Here is a 21520-nt window from a genome sequence, read left to right on the forward strand (position 1 = left end):
CGAAGCTACGGGCATGACGCGGTCACCTCTCTCGCGGCGATCAGTGCTCGGGACCATCGGTGCCGGCACGCTCGCTAGCCTCGCCGGTTGTTCGAACATCTTGGGCGGAAGCGGTGGGAGCGCCAGTGACGGGAACACCTATCTCGACGCGAAAGACTGGGGCGGCAACGCCGACGCGCTTCCCTTCCCGACCCACGGCGACAAGGTACCCTCGGCGAGCGTCCCGGCTGCGCTCGCTGACGAGACGCGGTCGATTCCGGACGACTACGCGGGCCAGGACCTCGTGATGACGTTCATCTACACGTACTGTCAGACGATGTGTCCGCGGCTGACCGCGATCCTGGAGGGCGTACAGGACCACGCGATCGAGAACGACTACGCCGACAGCGTGGCGTTCGCCGAGATCACCTTCGACCCCGCGCGCGACGACGCGGAGCGGTTCCGCGAGTACGCCGAAAGCTACAACGTCGACCTCGACACCGGCACCTGGGAGTATCTCCGGCCGGAGAACAAACAGCGGGCCAAGGAGGTCGTGCAGGAAACCTACGGCGTGAGCTTCACCAAGACGACGCCCCAGAACATGGACATGTACATGTTCGCCCACTCGGGCGTGGTGTTGCTGGCGAACAAACAGGGCTACGTCGAGCGGACGTACAAGCTGTCGGCCGCGTCGGGCGGCTCCGAGAGCACCCAGAGCGACACGGTGACCTGGAGGGACGTCCAGAGCGACCTGGCCACCCTGCGAGAGCGGGAGGAGTGAGATGGTCGGGGGCGCATACGCCTTCGCCCCGCAGCTCGAACTCGTCGTGTTCTTCACAGTGGGCCTGCTCGGCGGCGCCCACTGTCTCGGGATGTGCGGCCCGCTCGTGACGATGTACGCCTCGCGGATGGGCGACGACGGGCCGGTCTCGTTCGGCGAGATCCGCCAGCACCTGCTCTTTAACACCGGGCGCACCGCGACGTACGCGCTCGTCGGCGGGCTCATGGGGGCGATCGGGTCGGTCGTCTACGACGCGGCGGCCATCGCCCAGGCGGCCAACGGCGTCCGCGCGGTCGTCGGCGTCGTCGTCGGGACGGTGGTGGTTCTCGTCGGCGTGAGCTACCTCCGCGGCGGCGCGGGCGGGCCGCTGGCGCGCATCGAGGCTGCCGGCGGCGTCGCGGCCAAACTCACCGCGCGGGTCGACACCTGGGTCGAGGGGCCGCGTATCCTCGGCCTGGGCGCACTGCACGCCGCGCTCCCCTGTCCACTCCTGTTCCCGGCGTACCTCTACGCGCTGGCACGGGGCGACCCCGTCGAAGGAGCGGTCGCGCTCGGCGTCCTCGGCGCGGGAACGTTCCCGTCGCTGTTCGTGTACGGGACGGTCGTCAACGCCGCGCCGAAACAGTGGCTGGGGCGCGTCCACCGCGGCCTCGGCGTCGCGTTCCTCGTGCTCGGGTACCTTCCCCTCTCGCACGGCCTCGTCCTGCTCGGCGTGCCCGTTCCGTACCCGCCGATTCACGACCTCATCTACCAGCCCATCGACACGCTCATCGGCGCGGCACAGTACTGTCTGCCAGCCTGAGAACGCACGCCGCGAGTGTGTTGGTTCTATTCTACAACTAAAGTGCAATTATTTGACTCTAATCCGTAAGTTACTCCCAATTGTCGGATCGAAGTTGCAAGCGTAGCGTTTAGTTCGTTCGAGCGTCGAGTCCCTCATGAATGAAAAAACAATTGCTCGTGACGGACTTTCTCGACCGCGCCCGAACGTACTACGGCGATTACGAAGCCATCGTCGGCACCGACGGTGAGCGGTTCACCTACGACGAGTTCGGTGACCGCGTCGACCGGTTCTCGGCCGCGCTCCAGGCGCGCGGCGTCGAGAAGGGCGACCGCGTCGCGGTCCTCGATCCGAACACACACTACCACCTCGAAGCCGCCTTCGGGGCGATGCAGACCGGCGCGATTCACGTGCCGCTGAACTACCGGCTCACGCCCGAGGACTACGAGTACCTGCTCGCCGACTCCGGGTGTGACGTCGTCTACGCCGACTACGAGTACGCCAGCAAGATCGAGGCGATCCGTGAGGAAGTGCCCGCCGACGTGTTCGTGACGAACGACCCCGCGGCCATCGACGGCGACTGGCTGGACTTCGAGGCGTTCCTCGACGACGCCGACCCCGCCGACTACGAGCGCCCGGAGATGTCCGAGGACGACGTCATCACCATCAACTACACGTCGGGCACCACCGGCGACCCGAAGGGCGTCTGTCGGACCCACCGCACCGAGTCGCTCCACGCCCAGTTGGTGACGATCCACCACCACCTCACCGACGACGACGTCTACCTGTGGACGCTGCCGATGTTCCACGTCAACGGCTGGGGCCACATCTACGCCGTCACCGGCCGCGGCGCGAAACACGTCTGCACGCGCGGCGTGGAGGCCGAGGACGTGTTCGACGCCATCGCGACCGAGGACGTCTCGTTCCTCTGCGGTGCGCCGACGGTGCTCTCGATGCTGAAAGAGTACGCCGAAGAGAACGACCCGGCGTACAGCGGTGACAACCCGGTGCGCGTGACCGCCGCCGGGAGCGCGCCGCCGAGCGCGACGATCCGCCACACCGAAAACGAGTTCGGCTGGGAGTTCACCCAGCTGTACGGCGCGACCGAGACCGGCCCGCTCATCGCCACGTCCGACGCCCGCCGGCTAATCCCCGACGAGGGCGGCCTGCGGTTCTCCCTCAAGCAGCGCCAGGGCATCGCCCCGATCGGCACGGAACTCCGCGTCGTCGACGAGGACGGCGAGGACGTCCCCCGCGACGACGAGACCATCGGCGAAGTCGTCGTCCGCGGCAACCAGGTGATGGAGCGCTACTGGAACAAACCCGAAGAGACCGAGGACGCGTTCCACGACCGCCTCGACGGCTGGTTCCACACGGGCGACCTCGCGGTGGTCAACGAGGACGGCATGATCTCCATCCAGGACCGCAAGAAGGACATCATCATCTCCGGCGGGGAGAACATCTCCTCGGTCGAACTGGAGGACACGCTGTTCGACCACGACGCCGTCGGCAGCGTCGCCGTCATCCCGGCGCCGAGCGAGGAGTGGGGCGAGACGCCCAAAGCGTACGTCATCCCCGCGAACGGTGATACGGAGAACCCGGGCGTCACGCCAGAGGAACTCACGGAGTACACGAAAGAGCGCCTGGCCGGCTACAAGGCCGTCCACGAGTTCGAGTTCGTCGACGAGATTCCGACGACTGCCACCGGGAAAGTTCAGAAGTACGAACTCCGCCAGCGCGAGTGGGACGACGAAGACCAGATGGTCGGCCAGGGATAACCCTACAGTTCGCCTTTCGTGCTCGGCGTGTCGCTCCGTCGCTCGTCGATCCGCGTGGCGTCGTCGAGCGCGCGGGCGAGACTCTTGAACAGCGCCTCGATCTGGTGGTGAGCGTTCTCGCCGGTGACGCTGGCGTGCAGCGTCAGGCCGGCGTTGGTCGACAGCGAGCGCAGGAAGTGTTTGCCCATGTGGCTCGTGAACTCGCCGACTCGTTCCTGGGCGAACGCGCCGTCGAACGCGAAGTACGGCCGGCCCGAGACGTCGACGACGACCTCGGCGACGGCCTCGTCGAGCGGGACCTTCCGGTCGGCGTAGCGGCGGATGCCCCGCTTGTCGCCCAGCGCCTCGTCGATGGCCTGGCCGAGCGTGATCGCCACGTCCTCGATGGTGTGGTGATCGTCGATCTCCAGATCGCCGTCGCACTGGACGGTCACGTCGAACAGGCCGTGTTTGGCGAACGATTCCAGCATGTGGTCGAAGAAGCCGATCCCGGTGTCTACCGTCGCGTCGCCGTCGCCGTCGAGGGCCAGCGTGACCTCGATCTCCGTCTCGGCGGTCTCGCGCGTCACTGCCCCAGTCCGCTCGGTCATACCTCTCTCAAGACAGTCCTGCCATAAGGTGATTCCGCTCGTCCAGCCGCCGTCGCACAGCCCAGCGCCACCCCCGTCAGGAGCGAACCGCACGCGGGCGGCGGGACGATGACGCGAGGATGACGATCGTCTGACATAGCTATATGGGGAACAATCGCAAACGGGGAGCCATGGGCAAGCGAAGTGCGGTCGCGGTTCTGGTACTGCTGACAGGGGTGCTCCTGTTCAACACGATGACGACCGTCCCGCTGGGCGCGCTACTGGTCGCCGCGGGAACGTACCTGCTCTTGCTGCCCCACATCGGGAGCCGTCGGCCGAACGTCAAGCAGTCGCACGGTCGTCGCGAACAACTCTGACCGAGTACCCCTCAGCCGATTGCTGGGTGTACCAGCGTTTTTGTGACTCGGTTGCAGAATACTAGGCGATGAACCGCCGCCGGTACCTCGCTGCCCTGGGTATCACAACTGGACTCACCGGGTGTCTCGGACTCGGTGGGAACTCCGGGTCGACGATCCGGGCGTCAGCCGCCTGCACCGGAAACGAGACGGGCGGCTGCCCGCCTGCCGACGTAGCCGACGGGAGCGCGCCGCCCTCCACCGTCGATCCGAGTTCCTTCGACACGCTCGACCGCAACGGAACGACGATTTCGCTGGTCCCCATCGACGTCGCCTACGACTGGTACACCGCACGCGCAGCGCGGTTCGCGGACGCGCGCGGCCAGCTGAGCTATCAGCGATCCCACGTCCGCGGCGCGGTGCTGAGTTCGGTCGAGACGCCGCTCGGCACGGTCGAAAACTGGCCGACAGACGACTTCATCGTCACCTACTGCGGCTGCCCGCACCACCTCTCCTCGATGCGCGCCGAGACGCTCATCGACGCTGGCTACGAGAACGTGTTCGCCCTGGACGAGGGGTTCGGCGAGTGGCACGAGCGGGAGTATCCGATGAACGGCCAGCAGGTCGCCACCCGTCCGCCCAAGCGCCTGATCCGCGGCGAAACGGCCCCGGCGGACGCCGGCGGCGACGCCTGGGCGTGGCACGACCCCACCGGCCAGCGCGAAGCCGCGCCCATCGCCGCCGACGGCAGCTACGAACTGCAGTTGCACTTCAGTGACGTGACCGACGACTCGTCCATCCGGGTCGAGACGCCGTCCTACACCGTCGAGCAACCGCTGGGCGACCTCACGAGCGACCGCGTGACGCCCGCGGACGCCCGGCGCTAGTCGTCGACCGCGGCCATCGCTTCGTCGAGCGTGAACTGTCCCTCGTAGAGGGCGCTCCCGACGACGACGGCGCTGGCACCGGCGTTCTTGAGCGCGACCACGTCGTCGATGGTCGCGACGCCACCGCTGGCGACGACGGGGATGTCGACGGCTTCGACGACGCGCCGGACCGGGTCGGTGCGGACGCCTTCGAGTTGCCCCTCGACGTCGACGTCGGTGAAGAGGATCGCGCCGGCACCCAGATCCTCGTAGCGCTCGGCCGCGTCGGCAGGATCGAGACCGGTGCTCTCGGTCCAGCCCGAGACGACGACCTCGCCGTCTTTCGCGTCGAGACTGACCGTCACCGAGCCGGGGTACTCCTCGCTGATGTCGGCGACGATCTCGGGGTTCTCGACGGCTGCCGTGCCGAGAATGACGCGATCGAGGCCGCGCGCGAGCAGGTCGGTCGCGTCGTCGACGGTGCGGATGCCGCCGCCGAGCTGGACCGGCACGTCGACCGCGTCGAGGATGGCGTCGACGGCGGGTGCGTTCTGTCGTTCGCCTTCGAAGGCACCGTCGAGATCGACCAGGTGGAGCGTCCGCGCGCCGGCGTCGACCCAGCGCTCGGCGGCTTCGACGGGATCGCCGTACGTCGTCTCGGTGCCGCGCTCGCCACCGACCAGCTGGACGACCTGCCCGTCCTGCATGTCGACGGCGGGGACGACCTCGAACTCGGGGAACATGCCAGCACCTGTGACGCCGGCGGCGGAAAACATATCGGTTCGCTGTCGGCGGGCGGCTCGCGAGTCAGCCGTCGGCCGCCTGCGCGCGCGCCTCGTCGGTCCAGTCGGGCGCGTCGACGGCTGTCGTGTCGAAGTCGGTGTACTCGACGACGATGCTGAATCGCTTCGTCGATCCGTTCTCTCCGGGTCGGGTGACCGTCTCGTTCAGTTTCCGGATTCCGCGGCCGGGTTCGACCAGGAGTTCGGCGGTGAACGACGACGCGGTCGCGGCGTCGTACCGGTCCGTCGCGTCGAGACCGCTCGCGGTGAACCGGAGGAGCGTCGTTCCCTCGGAGGTAGTGTTCCCCTGGACGGTCCAGTTGGTCGCCGTGATCGCGCGAATCGTCGCCGAGCCGATCGGGTTCTCGTCGGGCCGGGCGGTGACCTTCCAGAGGTCGTCCGGCCCGTCGTTCAGTCCATCGGTGACGTAGTACTCCGTTCCGCTCGCGGTCACCACTCGCGAGTACTGCGTCCCGGTCTCGTCGACGTAGACGGCAGTCGAGTTGCGTCCCCCGGATCGCTCGATCGTGGCGCGGACTTCACCGGACGAGACGTTAGCACGCATCGTGGTGTCGAACACACCACCGACAGTGCCCACTTGCGTGAACGTCTCCGCCGACCGCACGGTGTCGTTGTGCATGGCGAACAGGGCGGTCGCGTCGAGCGAGCCGTCGACCGCGACGGGCCGCTGTGATTCCGTCGCGTCGGTTCCCGTTCCGGGCGTCGCGGTGGACTCGGAGTTGCCGAGGAACCCGCTACACCCCGCACCGAACGCGAGCACGGCGACCGCGAGACAGGCGAGAACCTGTTTCCGTTCCATGAGAATCCCGTTGCAAACATCCGATATGGGTTTTTTGTAAACGGGTGACATCGTGTGCGGTCCGGACAAAGGCTTTTCACGCCCGGGCGACACCTGCGGGCAATGACACCGCAAGTCCCGGGACTCCGCTGGCTCGGTCGGGCGCTCGAACGGCTCATGTTCGGCAGCCACGCGCGATTGTACCGGCAGTTCGTCCGCGCAGTGGTGCTGGTGACGGTGGTGCTCGTTCTCGCGAACGCCGTCGTCAGAGTCGGCAGCGTCGACGTAGCACCCGGGACCGTCGCGGTGCTGGAAACGGCCGGCGCGATCGCCATCGCGGCGTTCGTCGTCGTCGGCACCCTGCAACTCCTCGTCCTCGCACGCGTCCTCGACCGGGAGTCGACCAACGTCGCCACGCAGGCGGCGACGCTCGAAGCACACGCCGGCGAGGTGACCGACACCGCCGACGAACTGGCGACGACTGCCGACGAACTGGAAGCGCGGGCTGACAAACTGGAATCGGCCGCCGAGACGCTGGCCGAGACGGCGACCGAAGCCGACGTTGGCCAGATCGAGGGAAAGACGCAAGACGAACTCGCAGCACAGGCGAGTCAGTTGCGCGACGAAGCCGCCAGCCTCCGCGCGGAGACGGCCGACGCCAAAGCCCAAAGCGAGGACGTCAAGAAGACGACCGAAGACGTGAGCGACGAACTGGCCTCCGAGCGGGAACGGCTGCCGGGCGAGCCGGACCCGGACGCGGTCGACGAGCCGGGCGACGCAACCGGGGAGTGATCGTGAGCCGGCGGGGCGGTGCGAGGTGGCTAAACGCCACCGTTTAACCGCCGGGAACCACACGCAGTAATATGGTATCGGTACTGCTGGCAATCGGCCTTCTCGTCGCTGTCTTCGTGGGGTTCAACATCGGCGGGTCGTCGACGGGCGTCGCGTTCGGGCCCGCCGTCGGTGCGAAGACGATCTCGAAGTTCGGGGCCGCTGTTCTGATGACGGTGTTCGCGCTGCTGGGCGGCATCACCGTCGGCACCGAGGTCGTCAAGACGATGGGCGGGGAAATCGTCCCCCAGAGCGCGTTCACCATCGAGGCCTCGATCGCCGTGTTGTTCTTCATCGGGTTCGCCCTGTTCCTCTCGAACATCGTCGGCGTCCCCGCCTCCACCTCGATGACGGCCGTGGGAGCCATCGCCGGCCTGGGCCTGGCCCAGGGGACGCTCAACTGGGCGAAGATGGGAGAGATCGTCTCCTGGTGGCTGGTCTCCCCGCTGGCGGCGTTCTGGGTGAGCGGCGTCGTCGGCCGGTACTTCTACCCGCGACTGGTCGAGTGGTTCGCAATCACCCAGTCGGAGGGGTCGCTGCTGGCAGTCGACCGCTCGGGCGCCGTGCCCCGGCCGACGCTCGGCCCGGGGACGACACAGCGGGAGTTCATCGGAACGGTGCTGGTCATCCTCATCGGTTGTTACATGGCGTTCTCGGCCGGGGCGTCGAACGTCGCCAACGCCGTCGCGCCCCTAGTCGGCAGTAACCAACTGGGACTCATCGACGGTATCCTGCTCGGGGGAGCAGCGATCGGCCTCGGTGCGTTCACCATCGCCCGGCGGACGATGGACACGGTGGGGAACGACCTGACGGATCTGCCCATTCTGGCCGCGCTCGTCGTGGCGACCGTGAGTTCGACGCTGGTGACTTTCCTCTCGGCGCTGGGCATCCCGGCGAGTTTCGTCATCATCGCGACGATGAGCATCGTCGGCCTGGGCTGGGGGCGAGCGACCCGGACGGTCAAACTCTCCGAGACGGTCAAAAGCGGTGGGAAAGAGGTGGACGTCTCGGTCGGCGCGCTGACTGCCGACGCGGACGACGCGCCGACGGTCGGCGGCGAAGGAGGGACCCCGAGCGAGACGGATCGCAAGCCCATCGGCGAGGAGGAATCGGAGGACATCCCGAAGGCGGCCGACCTGTTCGAGCCGTCGACGACCGCGCGGGTCGTGTTCCTCCAGAACATCGTGCCGGGGATCGCGACCGCGGCCTCGTACCTTATCTTCCGGTTCGTCCCGCTCTTTTAACTGTTCGCCCGGATTGCAGGTGTGTTTGTCATCATTTTTTCCGCGAGCGAGGCTCAGGAACAGCAAAGTCTAACAGTCAGGGGGTCGAACGGTCACGTTGATGCCCACGGTAGAGTACCTTAATTACGAAGTACTGGACGATCACGGCTGGGACATGTACGACGAGGGGACCTTCGAGGAGGCGGCAGACGCCGGCCTCGACGACGAGGACTACGGTGTTCTCGAGGTCAACGAAGGCGAGTACATCCTCGAAGCCGCCGAGGCACAGGGCTACGACTGGCCCTTCTCGTGCCGCGCCGGCGCCTGTGCGAACTGCGCTGCCATCGTCGTCGAAGGCGAAATCGACATGGACATGCAGCAGATCCTCTCGGACGAAGAGGTCGAAGACAAGAACGTCCGCCTGACCTGCATCGGCAGCCCCGACGCCGACGAGGTCAAGATCGTCTACAACGCAAAGCACCTCGACTACCTGCAGAACCGCGTCATCTAACGCGGTTCTCGCCTTTTCGGGATCGCACATTGCCGCAAACGCTAATGTCTAGCCGCGGCACCGGGCGAACGTGCTCTCGCTTGACCTCGCATCCGAGCTGTCGTCGCTCGGCTCTGCGCCCGATCTGTTGCGCCTTCTCGCCGTCCCCGTGTTCGGGTGGGCCGCCTGGCTCGACATCCGAACGCGGCGCGTCCCCAACCAGACGTGGTTGCCGCTGCTCGTCCTCGGCGTGCTCACGCTCGCCTGGGAGGGGTGGCTCGTCTACACCGGCAGCACGATGACCTACGTCAACGAGGCGCGCTTTCTCTTCCGCGTGCTGTTCAGCGTCGGGTTCATCGTCCCACTAGCCTACGGCTTCTGGTGGCTCGGCGGCTTCGGCGGCGCCGACGCGAAGGGGCTCATCACCCTGGCGCTGCTGTTCCCGACCTACCCGACGTACTTCCTGCCGACGATGGCGTTCCCGCAGGTCGTCCCGACGCTCGGCGTGTTCTCGATGACCGTCCTCTCGAACACGGTCGTCATCGGCATCGCCTACCCGTTCGTGCTGATGGTGCGGAACGCCCTGGGCGGCCACGTCGGGAAGGCGATGTTCGTCGGCCGGCCCATCACCTGGGACGCGGCCACCGAGGAGTACGGCCGCCTCCTGGAGAATCCCGACGGGTTCACGCGCGGCGGCCTCGACCTGGACGCCCTCCGGATGTACCTCCGGTGGCGCGGCGTGACCCTCGCCGAGGTGCGCGAGAACCCCGACCACTACCGTGATCCCACCACGCTTCCCGAGGACCCGAATCCCGCCGGCGACGGGTCGATTCCCGTGACTGACGGGGGCAAATCAGTGAAAGAGGAGCGATCGACGCCCGACGCGGACGGACTGGCCGAGCGGCGGGACCGGGCAGTGATCCCCGAGTTCGAGACCGCAGACGACCCGTGGGGCGCCGAGGCGTTCCTCGACGACATTCCGGGGACGGCCTACGGCACGTCGGCCGAGGAACTCCGCGGTGGGCTGGAGGTGCTGACCACCGAAGACACCGTCTGGCTCACGCCGGGCGTGCCCTTCCTCGTCCCGATGTTCGTCGGTCTGGTGGTCAGCCTAGTGTACGGGGACGTCCTCTACGCACTCATCGGCACCATGGGCTTCTAGGGGACCCGACACAAGACATATCGGCCGGAAGGGAGACAGGAGGGGTATGGACGAAACGGACGTCGAGTTGGCCTTCGACGAGCAGGAACTGTTGCCAGCGGTCGCACAGGACGCCTCGTCGGGGGCGGTGTTGATGCTCGCCTACGTCACCGAGGAGGCAGTCGAGCGAACGCGCGAGACCGGCCTCGCGCACTACTACTCGCGCAGCCGCGACGAACTCTGGCAGAAAGGGGGATCGAGCGGGCACGTTCAGGAGGTCGAGGAGATTCGGGTCGACTGCGACGGCGACGCGCTGCTGTACGTCGTCGAACAGACCGGCGGCGCCTGTCACACTGGCTACGAGTCGTGTTTCTATCGGACCATCGAGGGTGACGTCGTCGGCGAACAGGTGTTCGATCCCGACGACGTCTACGATGAGTGACGACCCGGCGACCGACCGCGACGACGTCGCCGAACTGATCGCTGACCTGGACGCCGCACACGACGCCTACGAGCGGGCGACGGCCCGGGTCGACGAGCGCGACGAGGCACAGCTCCAGCGGATCGCCGACCACTACGAGGAGTTGCAGTCGCTGTTCGACCGCTACGAGGAGGAAGCGACCGGGGACGGCGATTTCAAGGTCTTCATCGAGTTCCAGGAAGCGATGGCGCAGTTCATCGACCACCTGCCCGACGACCTCCCGCATCGCGAGCGGTTCGAGGAGGTCGACGACGTGATGCAACAGCGCCGGCTCACCGAGTCGGACTTCGCGCAGGCACGTGAGATCCTCTCGCCAGTCGCCGACGACGTAGCGCTGCTCACGGAGCGAGACGCCACGAAGAGTCGGTATCGGAAGCTTCGCAAACGAGCGCGCCGGCGCGTGCGCGAACTCGGCGAACAGGTCGACGACCTCGAATCGCTCCAGCGACTGGGGGACGCGGACCTCGACGCGCCCGTCGAGCGCATTCGAGAGCCGATCGAGACTTACAACGACGCCATCGCCGAGGCGTTCAAGACGTTCAAGCGGGAGGCGAGCGCCCGCGACGTGCTGTCGTTCGTCGCGGCGACGACGGCCTTCCCGCTGGTTCCCTATCGGGACCCGCCGCCGGACCTCCGTGAGTACGTCGAGACCGCCGAGGCCGGGACCGAATCGATCACTCAGATCCAGGAGTACGCCGACTACTCGAAATCGAAGCTCGACCACTACGTCGACGACGCCGACGCACTCAAGCGCAACGTCGCGACCAGCCAGACGTACCTCCGACGGCTCGACGCCGGCCCGCTCCAGATCGAGTGGCCGCCGAAGCCGGCCGCGGAACTCCAGTGGCGCATCCGGGAACTGGTCCAGGTCGTCGGCCGGTTCGCAGCCGACGACGTGATCGAACGGCTCCGCGACGTTCGCGACCTGCTCGGCGACGAGGACTTCGAACGGCTGCGCCAGAGCGCCCGCGCCCGCGAGCAACTCACCGAGGAACAGCGAGAGCGCCTCGCGAGCGGTGCCGTCGCCGAGAAACTGGCGAACACGCGGGAGGCCAGAGAACAGTTGGAAGCGACGTTGGCGGAGCTGCCGGACGCGTAGGCGCGTTACGCCCGCGCTTTCGCGTCGGTCATCGCCTCGTGCATCTCTTCTGCGAGGTCGGCCGCACGACCGGGGTCGCTGGACTCGGCGTAGATGCGGACGACCGGTTCCGTGCCGCTCGGGCGGGCGAGCACCCAGCTGTCCCCGTAGTCGAGGCGGTAGCCGTCCGTGGTGTCCAGCGTCGCGCCGGACTCGGTCGCGACGCGTTCGGCAGCGTCGAGCAGTGCGCGGCGCTGGCCGTCGTCCTCGTACTCGATGTCCATCCGGAGCAGGTGGTAGTCGTCGTAGGGGGCGACGATCTCGCTGGCCGGCTGCTCGGCCACGAGTTCGAGGAAGCGCGCGGCGGTGTAGGCGCCGTCGCGCGTCATCCGGTAGTTCGGGAAGATGATGCCGCCGTTGCCCTCGCCGGCGATCGGGACCGACTCCCCTTCGCCCTGGAGGTCGCGGATGCGAGTCATGATGTTCGTGCTGCCGATGGGCGTCAGCGACAGGTCCGCACCGGCGACGTCGGCGACGTCGACCAGCCGCTGGGAGACGTTCACCGCGGAGACGGCCACGTCGCCAGCGTCGAGTTCAGCCGCCGCCAGCGCCGCGAGTGCGGCGTCGCCCTCGACGAACTCGCCGCGTTCGTCGAAGAAGATCGCGCGGTCGGCGTCCCCGTCGTGAGCGATCCCCACGTCGGCGTCGGCCACGCGGACCAGTCGCCCGAGGTCTGCGAGGTTCTCGGCGATCGGTTCGGGATTACGCCCCGGAAAGTGACCGTCCTCTTGGGCGTTGACGGTGACGACCTCACAGCCGAGTTCGCGGAAGAAATCCGGGCTGGTGAGCGCGCCCGCGCCGTGGCCGGGATCGAGCGCGACCGTGAGGTTCCCGTCGGCGATGCGGTCGCGGTCGACTGCGGCCAGGAGTTGGTCGACGTAGGCCCGGCGCGCGTTCTCGACGCGCGTCTCGGCGCCGGTTTCGTCCCACGGGACGGTCGCGTAGTCCTCCGAGAGGAGGCGCTCTTCGACGCGTTCGAGCGTGCCCAGGGAGAGTTCCACACCACTCGCCCCGATGAGTTTCACGCCGTTGTACGCCGGCGGGTTGTGCGAGGCCGTCACCATGAGGCCGGGGACGCTCTCGGCCTCGCAGTAGGCCTGGAGGCCGGGCGTCGGGACGACGCCGAGGCGGTCGACGTCACAGCCGACGCTGGCGAGGCCGCTGGACGCGGAATTGGCCAGCATCTGCCCGGTCGCGCGGGTATCGCGAGCGATCGCTGCGCGGTCGGTGTTCCAGACGGACCCCGCGGCCTGGGCGATGTGGCAGACGAACTCCGGGTTGAGGTACTCGTTTGCCACCCCGCGGACGCCACTCGACCCGAAGATTTCCATCACCAGCGACTCGGCGCGGGACCCCACTAAACTTTTGCAACTTCTCCGCCGTCGACACGGACGTGTCAGTGAAAGAACGGATGTGCGACCGGTATCTCACCCACGTCGTCGAGGGACGACCGGCAACGAGCCGTGCGAGCGACTACTGATCGAGAATTGGTGCTTTCAGATCCGCGACGCGTTCGAGAATCCGCTCCACGTTCGAATCGGCGACGCCGTTCGCCCGCAGTGCCGCTTCGAGGTGGTCGGCCACTGCCCGAAAGTCGCGCTCGTCGAGGTCGAGGTGTGCGTGGGCCTCGCGCATGTCCGCACCCGAGTACTCGACTGGTCCGCCCGTGACCGAACTGATGAACTGAATCTGGTGTGCGCGCAGTTCCGCCATGTCCTGGTCCTCGAAGTAGTGGCTGATACGCTCGTCGGCGAGGACGGCGTCGTAGAAGTCCGAGACGACTGCTTCGACTGCGTCGCGGCCACCGATTTCGCCGTAGATCGATTGAGACATCGTTGCGACAGGACGTTCAAAGAGGAGGCGCAAAACGTTCGTTCCGAACATCTTCGTTCGGCTTTTGACAACACATGACACGTTCGTTGCTGCACGGGGCCGCGGCTCGACGGCGACTGCACTGAGCGCACTCCGTCACGTCCGACGCGGTCATCGCAGGCCCCGCGACCGTTCCCAGGCCCGTAAGAGGCGAGCGAGCGTCCGGTTGACCGGCGCGTTCTCGGCCCGGTCGGCGACGTAGCCGTTGATCGCGTCGACCTCGGTCCGTCGCTCGGCGCGCACGTCCTGGTGCATCGACGACGTGTTCGCCGCCGTCGCGTCGGCGACGGCCTCGACCGCAGCCGCCGCGTCGGCGACCGGGAGATCGACGCCCGCGGCCTGCGCAGCGCGTGCCGCCTCCCGGGCGGCGGCCGTCGCGACAGCGTGCGCCGGCCCGTCCAGCAGCGCACCGTTCTCGACGCGAGCCAGCGCCGTCGTCGCGTTGATGCCCGCGTTGACCGCCAGTTTCTCCCAGAGTCGCCGGGGCATGTCGTCGGCGACGGTCGTCTCAAATCCCGCCCGTTCGAAGGCGTCACCCACCTCGTCTGCTTCCGCCGCAGTACCGCCCTCGGGTGGGCCGAGCGCGATCTCACCCACGCCGGTGCAGGTGACGCGACCTGCCTCGGCCAGCAGTGCGCCGTACGTACACGTGCCGGCGAGCACCGGACAGTCGAGGTGGGCGGCCAGCGTCGCCTCGTTGCCCATGCCGTTCTGGAGCGAGAGCGCCGCTCGCAGGTCACAGTCCGCCAGTGCGCTGGCGGCGGCGGCCGTGTCGTCGGCTTTGACCGTGACGACGGCGAGATCAGCCCGAACGTCGGCCGGCAGCGACGTGACTGCGTCGGGCCGGACGAGAAACTCGAATTCCCCGTCGACGCGGAGGCCGTCGGTGGCGATCGCGTCGACGTGCGGGTCGCGGCCGACGAGCGTCACCTGGTGCTCGCGAGCGAGCAGCCCACCGACGAGCGACCCGAGGCTTCCGGCACCGAAGACGACGACGTCCACGGTGGCCCGTCAGTCCTCGGTCCAGTAATAGATGTCCTCTTTGGGCGCGCCACAGGACGGACAGGCTTCCGGGATGTCCTCGTCGAGTTCGCCCATCTCCCCGCACTCCCAGCAGCGCCACATCAGTTCGGCCTCGCCGAACTCGTGGCCCGACGTGACGTGCTCTTCGGAGAGGCCCTCCATACCCTCCTCCAGGGTCACGTAGAAGCCGTGCTCGTCGAAGCCGCGGATGCGCCCCAGTTCGTTGCCATCCTCGTCGTAGACGGTCTCACCGAACGCGAGCCGGTCTCTCTCGGCAGAATCACTCATATACCGTGCTATTCGGTGGCAAGGGAGATAAAGCTGCTTAGTGGCGTTCTACCGATAGTTTTTCAGTACCCTTGAAGCGAAAGCGGCGGTGCGGTCCCCACCAGCATCCGCGCGCCCGTGGCGCGCGGTTCACTCCGTGCGAGCATCGCGAGCACGGAGCAGTTTTGAGCGTAGATTTTTACGAGGAGAGGTTCCCGCAGCGAGCGCTAGCGAGCGAGGAACCCCGACGAAGTAAAAAGGTACTACATGAAATCGCCGATGCCGCTCTGCTTGTTGTGGTCGTTCTCGAAGATGCGCTCGATGGACTTCTCCAAGATGCGCAGGCGCTGTTTCGTGTACTCGCGAGCGCCGTACTCTTCGGCGACCTGGATCGCGGTGTCGATGTACTTGTTGACCGAGCCGTGATGGACGGTCAGCGTCATGTTGCCGCCACACTCCCGGCAGTCGCCGGTCAAGGGCACCCGCCGGTACTTCTCGCCGCAGTCCAGACAGCGGGTCTCCTGGCGCGAGAACGCGCGCAGATTCCCGATGATGTCCGGGAGGAAGTGGCCCTCGATGACCCGCTCGGCCACGTCGGTCTGGTCGACCGCCCGGAGTTTCCTGGAGAGTTCCAGTTGGGCGTCCATCTTCGTCATCATGTCGTCGAGGGTCTTGTACGCCGACAGATCCGGTCCGAGCGCGATGTTCGAGGTGTCGTGGGTGTGCCGGAAGTCCGTGTACTCGCGGTCGGTGCCGAGGTTCTCCTCGGCGATGGTGATGAGGTCCTCGACCTCCTCGGGGTCGGCCATCTCCCGGGTGGCCTCGTAGAACTTCCGGGGGTACTGGTCGACGATGTCCATGTTGTGGGCCTCGTCGTCGATCTCCGAGGGGTCGATCCGCGAGGACATCACCAGCGGCGCGTCCATAGAGTTGTGGGCGTACAGCCAATTTGCGGTGAAGATCGGCTCGCCGCCGACCTGTAGGTCGTAGAGATGCCCGTCGTAGTCGACGGTTTCGACGGTCTTGACGCGGAGATACGAGAGGTCACCGTCGACGAGTGGCCGCAGTTCCTTGAGCTTCTCCTTGGCGGGTTCGGGAAGGTCACGGGATTCGAGTTCCCGGACGATATCTCGGAGTTTCTCCAGTGAGATGTTCTCCCGACGCAGCAGGTACTTCGGGATCAATTGCTTGACCCCCTCGATGTGCATCTCGCGAATATCCATCAACGCGTCAGGAATAGAGACGACGAGGCTCTTGGGGTAGTACGGGTCCTCGCCGGCAAAGATCCTGTGGAGCGGATTATCGGTTGCGCCACCGGAAACCGTTACGGTATAGATATCCTGTCGGTTCCCCTCACGGTTGGTTTTTGCCGAGACGTTCGCGACCAGCCCCAGCCGGTGGAGCAAAAAGACGATACCGTCTTTGACGTCCTCGCTCGTCGTGTGGAATCCGACCGTCGTCACGTTGCCGTCGGCTGAGTCGCTCCCATCACCCTCGACAAAACCACGGAGGAACGCGATAACAGTATCGCGAGGAGCATTCAGGATGCACTCCGGAACGATCTTTTGACTGGAATTGTAGGAGTCGGCGTCCTCGAAACCGAGTTCGTACAGCACCTCTCGGAATACAGCTGGGAACCTAAGTTCGTACGCACGGTTCGACCAGCGACGGCCGGGTTCGTGGCCGAGCGTCGTCTCGATAATCTCAGCAGCCCGGTCGATCAGTTCCTCGTCGGCGTTATGAATCGCCGGACAGACGCTAGACGTAGTTCCCTCCGCGACGAACAGTCCAAGCAGCCACGCGAAGTCCTCGTCGACCTCGATAGTTCCTGAGATTCCAGCAGACGATCCTTTGAGACCGATCTCCACGTCTCGTGGGACCTGAAAACCAGCAAGATCGAGGATACGCTCGAACCGGTCGTAAGAAATCTTGCTTTTCGAGAGGCGATATGCGAGGCCGGAGTCGAACGCCTGATGTGTTTGGCTCCCCCGTTCGGTCGTCTCCCAAGCCGTCGTCAGCAGATCCTCGACGTGGTCGTCGATAACGACGTACGGTTCGTCGACGCACTCTGTGACATCGATCGTCGTCTGTTCGGTCTCGACATCGAGTTCCCGAGGTGCAACGATAAGGTCGCCCTCTGAGAGATCTGCCCCCGCGACCTCCTCGACACCATCGTCGTATCGGAAGAGGCTATGATGTTTGGTCAATTCGAGCGAACGGCCGAACTGCGTCTCGATTCGGACGAGTTCCTCGTCGGCGCGGTAGCGAATTGCCTTTTCGATCGGCTGGAGCGACGCCTCGTGGTTCTCGTCGAACGCGTAGGTCTGCCAGCCTTCTTCGTAGCAAGTACGCTTCCGGAACTTCCCGTCGACATCCAGCGGCGACTCGAGTTCGTTCCAGAACTCCTCGAAGGTCAGGAACCGGACGTTGTCGTCGGGGTCGACCGCGACGAGTCTGGAGTCTTCGGCAACGCTTCCGCCGCGCTTGTCCGGGAGATACTTTTTGCTGAAGTTGAGGAGGCCATCGAGCAACAACATCACACAGTCCTCGTCGCCGTCGCATTGGCCGACACCGATTCCGTTCGCAACGACTCGGTTCGTGTCCGCGACCGTGAGGCTGTACGTATTTTCGACATCAGACGGGACGAATTCGACCCGTTCTACTATTTCAACGTTCGTCCCGCCGTCAGCGACCGACGGCTTCGAGCAAGCGGTTTCAGAACCCACGCAGCGATCCCCGAACAGCGGGACTGCATCGCCCTCAGCCAACTCGTGTGCCTCGACGTCGCTCGGTCCATCGTCCCACCGCACCATCGAATGGTCCGGCGTGACAGTTATCGTTCGTCCACTACCGGTTTCGATTTCGACCAGGTGGTCCGGTACCGGGTGTTTCGAGACTGCTTCGACTGGTTTTCGCACCCAATTTCCGTCGTCATCGATGGACTGGACGCGAATCTCACCGTCCAGTTCCTGAACGATCGCCCCAAAGTCGTCGACACGTGGATCGTCCAGTCGTCGTTCGACGAACTGTGCGATGGACTGCCGTCGTAGCGTTCCGCTTTCGTCCTCGTATGTGATCTCCGTCTCCGGATGGAAGCAGTTCCGCCGTTTCGCGGCGTGGAAATACGGATGCGCGTACCCGACGGCAGCTGACGTAAATCCGATAACTCGCCCCACCGTCGCCGCGCTCGTGTGTGGTGCCATCCCGAAGACGAGTTCCCCGACGAGTTCCTGGCGGTCCTCCAGGTCGTAGTACGGTTCCAGGCCGTAGTAGCTCTCCAGGAGGTCGTCGACGAAGTCGGCGGTCTTGAGCATGTGCTCGGCCGCGCCGTCCGAGAGGACGATGTCCTGGACCTTGAGTTCGACCAGTTGGTCGTCGTGCTGGAGCGGGTCGCCGTGGATGTCGTACTCGTAGCCCAGCGCGCGGAACTGGTCGGCGGTGACGTCGAGTTCTTCCGGACGAACGGCCGTCACCGGGAGGTCGGTCATGTCGTAGCGGACGGTGCCGTCCTTGAACGAGGAGACGCCGTGTTTCGCCCGCATGATCCCCTTCTCGATGGGTTCGGGCGTCTTCATCTTCGAGGACAGTCCCTTGACGCCCTTGACGATGTCAAAGGCGTTCTCGCGCTCGCCCACGGTTTCGAGGGCCTCGTGGAACTCCTCGCGAATGTTGACCGTCTTCGTCTGCACTGGCGAGGCCATGCTCTCACAGCGGTGACACTCCGCGCGGCCGGAGGGGTCGGGTTCGACCTCGATGTCGCAGTCGCGGCAGATGTAGACGGCGTCGGTAGTGCCGTTGCAGTCCGGACAGCGCGCCTTGTAGGTCTCGGTGCCACACTCGGTACAGCGGCGGCGGCCGACCTGCACTTCGACCTCCCCGAGGGTGCCGTCGATGTCGTCACCGGCCGAGGCCGCCTTGCTCACGTCACGCTGGCTGCCGCCGGCCTCACCGATGGGAAACAGCGTGTGGACGGCCGGCGAGAGGTCGCGCGACATCGATTTCTCGGGCCGGCCCATCCGGTTACCGATGCGGGTGGGCGCACGTTCCCGAATCTCGAAGGGGGCGACCTCGTTGACGGCCTCGATGGCGTTCTCGCCGTCGGCGTACTCGCGGGCCGCCGTCGAGAGGTCCTCGACTGCCCACTCTCGATCCAGTCGCTCGGTAAAGCCCAGCGATCGGACGAGCGGCTTCCAGTCGGGGATGGTCAGTCGGTCCTCGCCGCGGTGGTGTTCGACCAGCAGGTGTTCGAGGATCGTCGCCACCTCGGCGTCGTCCTGCCGGGGGACGACGAGGTCACCGTCACCTGTGGTACCTGCGTCACCCGACAGGGCTGCGCCGTCTGTTTCTGCAACACGGGCGTCCTCCATCGCGTCCGCCAGCGTCTCGAACTGATCGACGGAGACGTCGTGCCAGCAGTAGGTGTACTTCGGGTGCAGGGGCGCATCGTACGCGACGGCCCACTCGATGGCTTCCTCTGCAGAGGGATCGTCGAGATCGACGGCGACCGAATCGCGCATCGCCTGTACGTCGGCGCCGCTCGCCTCGAAGTCCTGTTCCCACCACTCGATGGTGTAGCTGGCTGGAGCCAGTGGATGATTGTTCTCGACGAACTCCCCGTAGTTCACCAGGTACTCGCCGAGGTCAAGTATCTTCTCGACGCCGTTCCGGACTTCCAGCGCCTCTGCGGGGTCGTCGATGCGCCGGACGTCGCCGTTGGCGAGTCTCACCGTGGGCCCTTCGATGCTATCGACGGGGACGACGCCCGCGGCCTTCCCGGGGCGCTCAGTTTTAATCTGGGTCCCGGTCGCGAGGAAATCGTCGACGAGGTGCATCGTCGCGGGGTGGACGCCCGCCGTCGCGAAGCCGTGGTTCCGTGCGCGGCCGTAGCGGAGTCGAAACCCGCCGGGTTCGCACGGATGGGTGAACACCGGGCGACCGGCAATCAGGTCCCGGAGGAACTTCGTGGACTCCTCGACGCGGGGCGGGCCAGCGGGTTCTGACTCCTCCTCGTCGTCGGCGTCGTCGCCGTCGGCCGCCTCCTCGTCACCGTCGCCTTCTGCTTCGTCACCACTGTCGTCCTTCCCGATGGTCCCGTCGATGAGGTCCTGGAGCCAGGGCCAGTCGACCTCGTCGAGATTGCGCGTGTAGCGCTGGATCTTGGGGGCCTTGAGCGCGATCCCCTCTGCGAGGACGAGACACATCCCGCCGCGGGCGGAGTTCGAGTCGACGCGTTCGAGGTCCCGATAGCCCGAGACCTCCTCGTCGCCCGTGGCCTCGCCGTCGAGCATGATGGGCATGTTCTCGGCGATGAACTTCGTCTCCTTCTCCTTGGGCGAGTACTGGAGCCCGGTGTCCTTGTCGTACAGTTCGATCTCTTCTGCGTAGCGGCCGATCTCGTCGTCGCGAGCCTTGTACTCGTCCATGCCCAGCAGCGTCCGGGCGTAGTCGGCTACCAGGACGGACAGCGCCTGCGCAGTGCCTCCCGCAGACCGGATCGGACCGGCGTAGTAGACGTTGACGAACTCGGAGCCGTCGTCGTTCTGGAGGACTTCGACGCGGTCGATTCCCTCGATGGGGGCGGCGACGACACCCTCAGTGAGGAGCGCGACCGCAGTGCGGACCGCGCCCTCCACCTTCTCGACGTCGGTGTCGTAGTCGCCGACGGTGCCCTCGACGAAGTCCTCGACGAGTTCCAGGGCCGCCTCCTCGCGGCTCATCTCGCCTTCTAACTCGCGGACGCGCTCGGCGACGCCGTCGATGCCCAGAATGTTCTCGACGCGGTCGGCCATGTCGCGGGCGGTCGGGATCTCCACGTCTTTCGTGGGGTCGCCGCCGCGCTCGCGGGCCGCCGTCGCCACGTCGAACGCATCGTCGAGTTCGGCTTCGAGCCGCTCGAAGTACTGTTCGTCCTCCTCGCGCATCTACAGGGGCCAGAGGTCCAGGTCGGTGGTCTCGTCGTGTTCGCGGTCCAGTTCCGCGTCGAACTCCCGAACGTACAGTTCGCCGGCGAAGGTCGTCGCTTCGTCCAGGTGACCGGCGACGACGCTACCGTCCTCGCGCGAGAGCGTCATGTGGGTGTGCGCGAAGCGGTCCTCGTAGAGCCAGGAGATGTTCCCGACCGCGGGGACGACCTCGAACGGCTCGTCGAACTCGACGTCGTAGTACTCCTGGTCGTCCTGGTCGTAGAACATGAGGGTGGCGTCCTGCACCGCGCCGAGGCCGATGAAGAAGGCCGCGTCGATGCCCTCCTCGTCGGCGAAGTCCTCGATCTGTTCGCGCCAGCCCCGACCGTGTTCCAGTCGAGCGACGTACTCCCGAGCACCCTCGACTTCGCGATAATCCATATCGACCTGAACGAACCGG

General features: G+C 66.1%; 20 protein-coding genes. 11 read left to right on the forward strand and 9 right to left on the reverse strand.

Annotation, left to right across the window (positions count from 1 at the left end; translation table 11 throughout):
- Positions 1-13: 13 nt before the first annotated feature.
- From ACFR9U_RS05310 to ACFR9U_RS05320, 3 genes are all read left to right on the forward strand, one after another.
- On the forward strand, positions 14-760 hold the full coding sequence (locus ACFR9U_RS05310; protein WP_247379845.1) for an SCO family protein: 747 nt from the start codon (positions 14-16) through the stop codon (positions 758-760).
- Position 761: 1 nt separating this feature from the next.
- Positions 762-1562: a sulfite exporter TauE/SafE family protein gene (locus ACFR9U_RS05315; protein WP_247379842.1), complete on the forward strand. Its 801-nt coding sequence runs from the start codon at positions 762-764 to the stop codon at positions 1560-1562.
- Positions 1563-1702: 140 nt separating this feature from the next.
- Positions 1703-3319: a long-chain-fatty-acid--CoA ligase gene (locus ACFR9U_RS05320; RefSeq protein ID WP_247379839.1), complete on the forward strand. Its 1617-nt coding sequence runs from the start codon at positions 1703-1705 to the stop codon at positions 3317-3319.
- A gap of 2 nt (positions 3320-3321) precedes the next feature.
- Here the strand turns inward: ACFR9U_RS05320 and hisB are convergent, their stop codons facing one another.
- Positions 3322-3909 (reverse strand): imidazoleglycerol-phosphate dehydratase HisB, encoded by a 588-nt coding sequence (gene hisB, locus ACFR9U_RS05325; RefSeq protein ID WP_247379837.1) that lies wholly within the window; start codon positions 3907-3909, stop codon positions 3322-3324.
- Between the two features lie 170 nt (positions 3910-4079).
- Between hisB and ACFR9U_RS05330 the strand changes: the two genes are divergently transcribed.
- Positions 4080-4265 carry a hypothetical protein gene (locus tag ACFR9U_RS05330; protein WP_247379835.1) on the forward strand — a complete coding sequence of 62 codons (186 nt, stop codon included), beginning with the start codon at positions 4080-4082 and terminating at the stop codon, positions 4263-4265.
- Between the two features lie 68 nt (positions 4266-4333).
- Positions 4334-5131: a rhodanese-like domain-containing protein gene (locus ACFR9U_RS05335; protein WP_247379832.1), complete on the forward strand. Its 798-nt coding sequence runs from the start codon at positions 4334-4336 to the stop codon at positions 5129-5131.
- On the opposite strand, the gene hisA is transcribed toward ACFR9U_RS05335, so the two are convergent.
- Both hisA and ACFR9U_RS05345 read right to left on the reverse strand, forming a co-directional pair.
- Positions 5128-5853, reverse strand: a complete 726-nt coding sequence (gene hisA / locus ACFR9U_RS05340; protein WP_247380114.1) for a 1-(5-phosphoribosyl)-5-[(5-phosphoribosylamino)methylideneamino]imidazole-4-carboxamide isomerase — start codon at positions 5851-5853, stop codon at positions 5128-5130. The two genes, ACFR9U_RS05335 and hisA, sit on opposite strands and share 4 nt — an antisense overlap.
- A gap of 64 nt (positions 5854-5917) precedes the next feature.
- Positions 5918-6712, reverse strand: a complete 795-nt coding sequence (locus tag ACFR9U_RS05345) for a DUF7537 family lipoprotein (RefSeq protein ID WP_247379830.1) — start codon at positions 6710-6712, stop codon at positions 5918-5920.
- Positions 6713-6814: 102 nt separating this feature from the next.
- On the opposite strand from ACFR9U_RS05345, the gene ACFR9U_RS05350 reads away from it, so the two are divergent.
- The 6 genes from ACFR9U_RS05350 to ACFR9U_RS05375 all read left to right on the forward strand — a co-directional run bounded on the left by ACFR9U_RS05350 (position 6815) and on the right by ACFR9U_RS05375 (position 11956).
- Entirely contained in the window at positions 6815-7483 is a 669-nt protein-coding gene (locus ACFR9U_RS05350) for a hypothetical protein (protein ID WP_247379827.1), read from the forward strand.
- Positions 7484-7554: 71 nt separating this feature from the next.
- Complete coding sequence (locus tag ACFR9U_RS05355; protein ID WP_247379824.1) at positions 7555-8766, forward strand: inorganic phosphate transporter; 1212 nt, start codon at positions 7555-7557, stop codon at positions 8764-8766.
- Between the two features lie 100 nt (positions 8767-8866).
- Entirely contained in the window at positions 8867-9256 is a 390-nt protein-coding gene (gene fer, locus ACFR9U_RS05360) for a ferredoxin Fer (protein ID WP_247379820.1), read from the forward strand.
- Positions 9257-9326: 70 nt separating this feature from the next.
- Positions 9327-10397, forward strand: a complete 1071-nt coding sequence (locus tag ACFR9U_RS05365; RefSeq protein ID WP_247379817.1) for an A24 family peptidase — start codon at positions 9327-9329, stop codon at positions 10395-10397.
- Positions 10398-10443: 46 nt separating this feature from the next.
- Complete coding sequence (gene hisI / locus ACFR9U_RS05370) at positions 10444-10818, forward strand: phosphoribosyl-AMP cyclohydrolase (protein WP_247379815.1); 375 nt, start codon at positions 10444-10446, stop codon at positions 10816-10818.
- Positions 10811-11956: a DUF7118 family protein gene (locus ACFR9U_RS05375; protein ID WP_247379813.1), complete on the forward strand. Its 1146-nt coding sequence runs from the start codon at positions 10811-10813 to the stop codon at positions 11954-11956. Before hisI ends, ACFR9U_RS05375 begins: the two co-directional genes overlap by 8 nt.
- Before the next feature lie 5 nt (positions 11957-11961).
- Here ACFR9U_RS05375 and glmM read toward each other — a convergent pair whose 3' ends face one another.
- The 6 genes from glmM to ACFR9U_RS05405 form a co-directional block, all read right to left on the reverse strand.
- Entirely contained in the window at positions 11962-13326 is a 1365-nt protein-coding gene (gene glmM, locus ACFR9U_RS05380; protein ID WP_247379810.1) for a phosphoglucosamine mutase, read from the reverse strand.
- Between the two features lie 142 nt (positions 13327-13468).
- Positions 13469-13828, reverse strand: a complete 360-nt coding sequence (locus tag ACFR9U_RS05385; RefSeq protein WP_247379808.1) for a group I truncated hemoglobin — start codon at positions 13826-13828, stop codon at positions 13469-13471.
- Positions 13829-13978: 150 nt separating this feature from the next.
- Positions 13979-14869, reverse strand: a complete 891-nt coding sequence (locus ACFR9U_RS05390; protein WP_247379806.1) for a ketopantoate reductase family protein — start codon at positions 14867-14869, stop codon at positions 13979-13981.
- A 9-nt stretch (positions 14870-14878) separates the two neighbouring features.
- Positions 14879-15178, reverse strand: coding sequence for a DUF7130 family rubredoxin-like protein (locus ACFR9U_RS05395; protein ID WP_247379803.1), 300 nt, complete (start codon positions 15176-15178; stop codon positions 14879-14881).
- A gap of 242 nt (positions 15179-15420) precedes the next feature.
- Positions 15421-21078 carry a DNA polymerase II large subunit gene (locus tag ACFR9U_RS05400; RefSeq protein WP_247379791.1) on the reverse strand — a complete coding sequence of 1886 codons (5658 nt, stop codon included), beginning with the start codon at positions 21076-21078 and terminating at the stop codon, positions 15421-15423.
- Entirely contained in the window at positions 21079-21501 is a 423-nt protein-coding gene (locus ACFR9U_RS05405) for a PPC domain-containing DNA-binding protein (protein WP_247379788.1), read from the reverse strand.
- Between the last annotated feature and the right edge of the window lie 19 nt (positions 21502-21520).

The sequence above is a fragment of the Halorientalis brevis genome, from assembly GCF_042678165.1.
Taxonomy (GTDB): domain Archaea; phylum Halobacteriota; class Halobacteria; order Halobacteriales; family Haloarculaceae; genus Halorientalis; species Halorientalis brevis.

What these genes read in the sequence shown, in the direction of transcription:
- ACFR9U_RS05310 (WP_247379845.1), top strand. Translation starts at nt 14, where the DNA reads ATGACGCGGTCACCTCTCTCGCGGCGATCAGTGCTCGGGACCATCGGT.
- ACFR9U_RS05315 (WP_247379842.1), top strand. Translation starts at nt 762, where the DNA reads ATGGTCGGGGGCGCATACGCCTTCGCCCCGCAGCTCGAACTCGTCGTG.
- ACFR9U_RS05320 (WP_247379839.1), top strand. Translation starts at nt 1,703, where the DNA reads ATGAAAAAACAATTGCTCGTGACGGACTTTCTCGACCGCGCCCGAACG.
- hisB (WP_247379837.1), bottom strand. Translation starts at nt 3,909, where the DNA reads ATGACCGAGCGGACTGGGGCAGTGACGCGCGAGACCGCCGAGACGGAG.
- ACFR9U_RS05330 (WP_247379835.1), top strand. Translation starts at nt 4,080, where the DNA reads ATGGGCAAGCGAAGTGCGGTCGCGGTTCTGGTACTGCTGACAGGGGTG.
- ACFR9U_RS05335 (WP_247379832.1), top strand. Translation starts at nt 4,334, where the DNA reads ATGAACCGCCGCCGGTACCTCGCTGCCCTGGGTATCACAACTGGACTC.
- hisA (WP_247380114.1), bottom strand. Translation starts at nt 5,853, where the DNA reads ATGTTCCCCGAGTTCGAGGTCGTCCCCGCCGTCGACATGCAGGACGGG.
- ACFR9U_RS05345 (WP_247379830.1), bottom strand. Translation starts at nt 6,712, where the DNA reads ATGGAACGGAAACAGGTTCTCGCCTGTCTCGCGGTCGCCGTGCTCGCG.
- ACFR9U_RS05350 (WP_247379827.1), top strand. Translation starts at nt 6,815, where the DNA reads ATGACACCGCAAGTCCCGGGACTCCGCTGGCTCGGTCGGGCGCTCGAA.
- ACFR9U_RS05355 (WP_247379824.1), top strand. Translation starts at nt 7,555, where the DNA reads ATGGTATCGGTACTGCTGGCAATCGGCCTTCTCGTCGCTGTCTTCGTG.
- fer (WP_247379820.1), top strand. Translation starts at nt 8,867, where the DNA reads ATGCCCACGGTAGAGTACCTTAATTACGAAGTACTGGACGATCACGGC.
- hisI (WP_247379815.1), top strand. Translation starts at nt 10,444, where the DNA reads ATGGACGAAACGGACGTCGAGTTGGCCTTCGACGAGCAGGAACTGTTG.
- ACFR9U_RS05375 (WP_247379813.1), top strand. Translation starts at nt 10,811, where the DNA reads ATGAGTGACGACCCGGCGACCGACCGCGACGACGTCGCCGAACTGATC.
- glmM (WP_247379810.1), bottom strand. Translation starts at nt 13,326, where the DNA reads ATGGAAATCTTCGGGTCGAGTGGCGTCCGCGGGGTGGCAAACGAGTAC.
- ACFR9U_RS05385 (WP_247379808.1), bottom strand. Translation starts at nt 13,828, where the DNA reads ATGTCTCAATCGATCTACGGCGAAATCGGTGGCCGCGACGCAGTCGAA.
- ACFR9U_RS05395 (WP_247379803.1), bottom strand. Translation starts at nt 15,178, where the DNA reads ATGAGTGATTCTGCCGAGAGAGACCGGCTCGCGTTCGGTGAGACCGTC.
- ACFR9U_RS05400 (WP_247379791.1), bottom strand. Translation starts at nt 21,078, where the DNA reads ATGCGCGAGGAGGACGAACAGTACTTCGAGCGGCTCGAAGCCGAACTC.
- ACFR9U_RS05405 (WP_247379788.1), bottom strand. Translation starts at nt 21,501, where the DNA reads ATGGATTATCGCGAAGTCGAGGGTGCTCGGGAGTACGTCGCTCGACTG.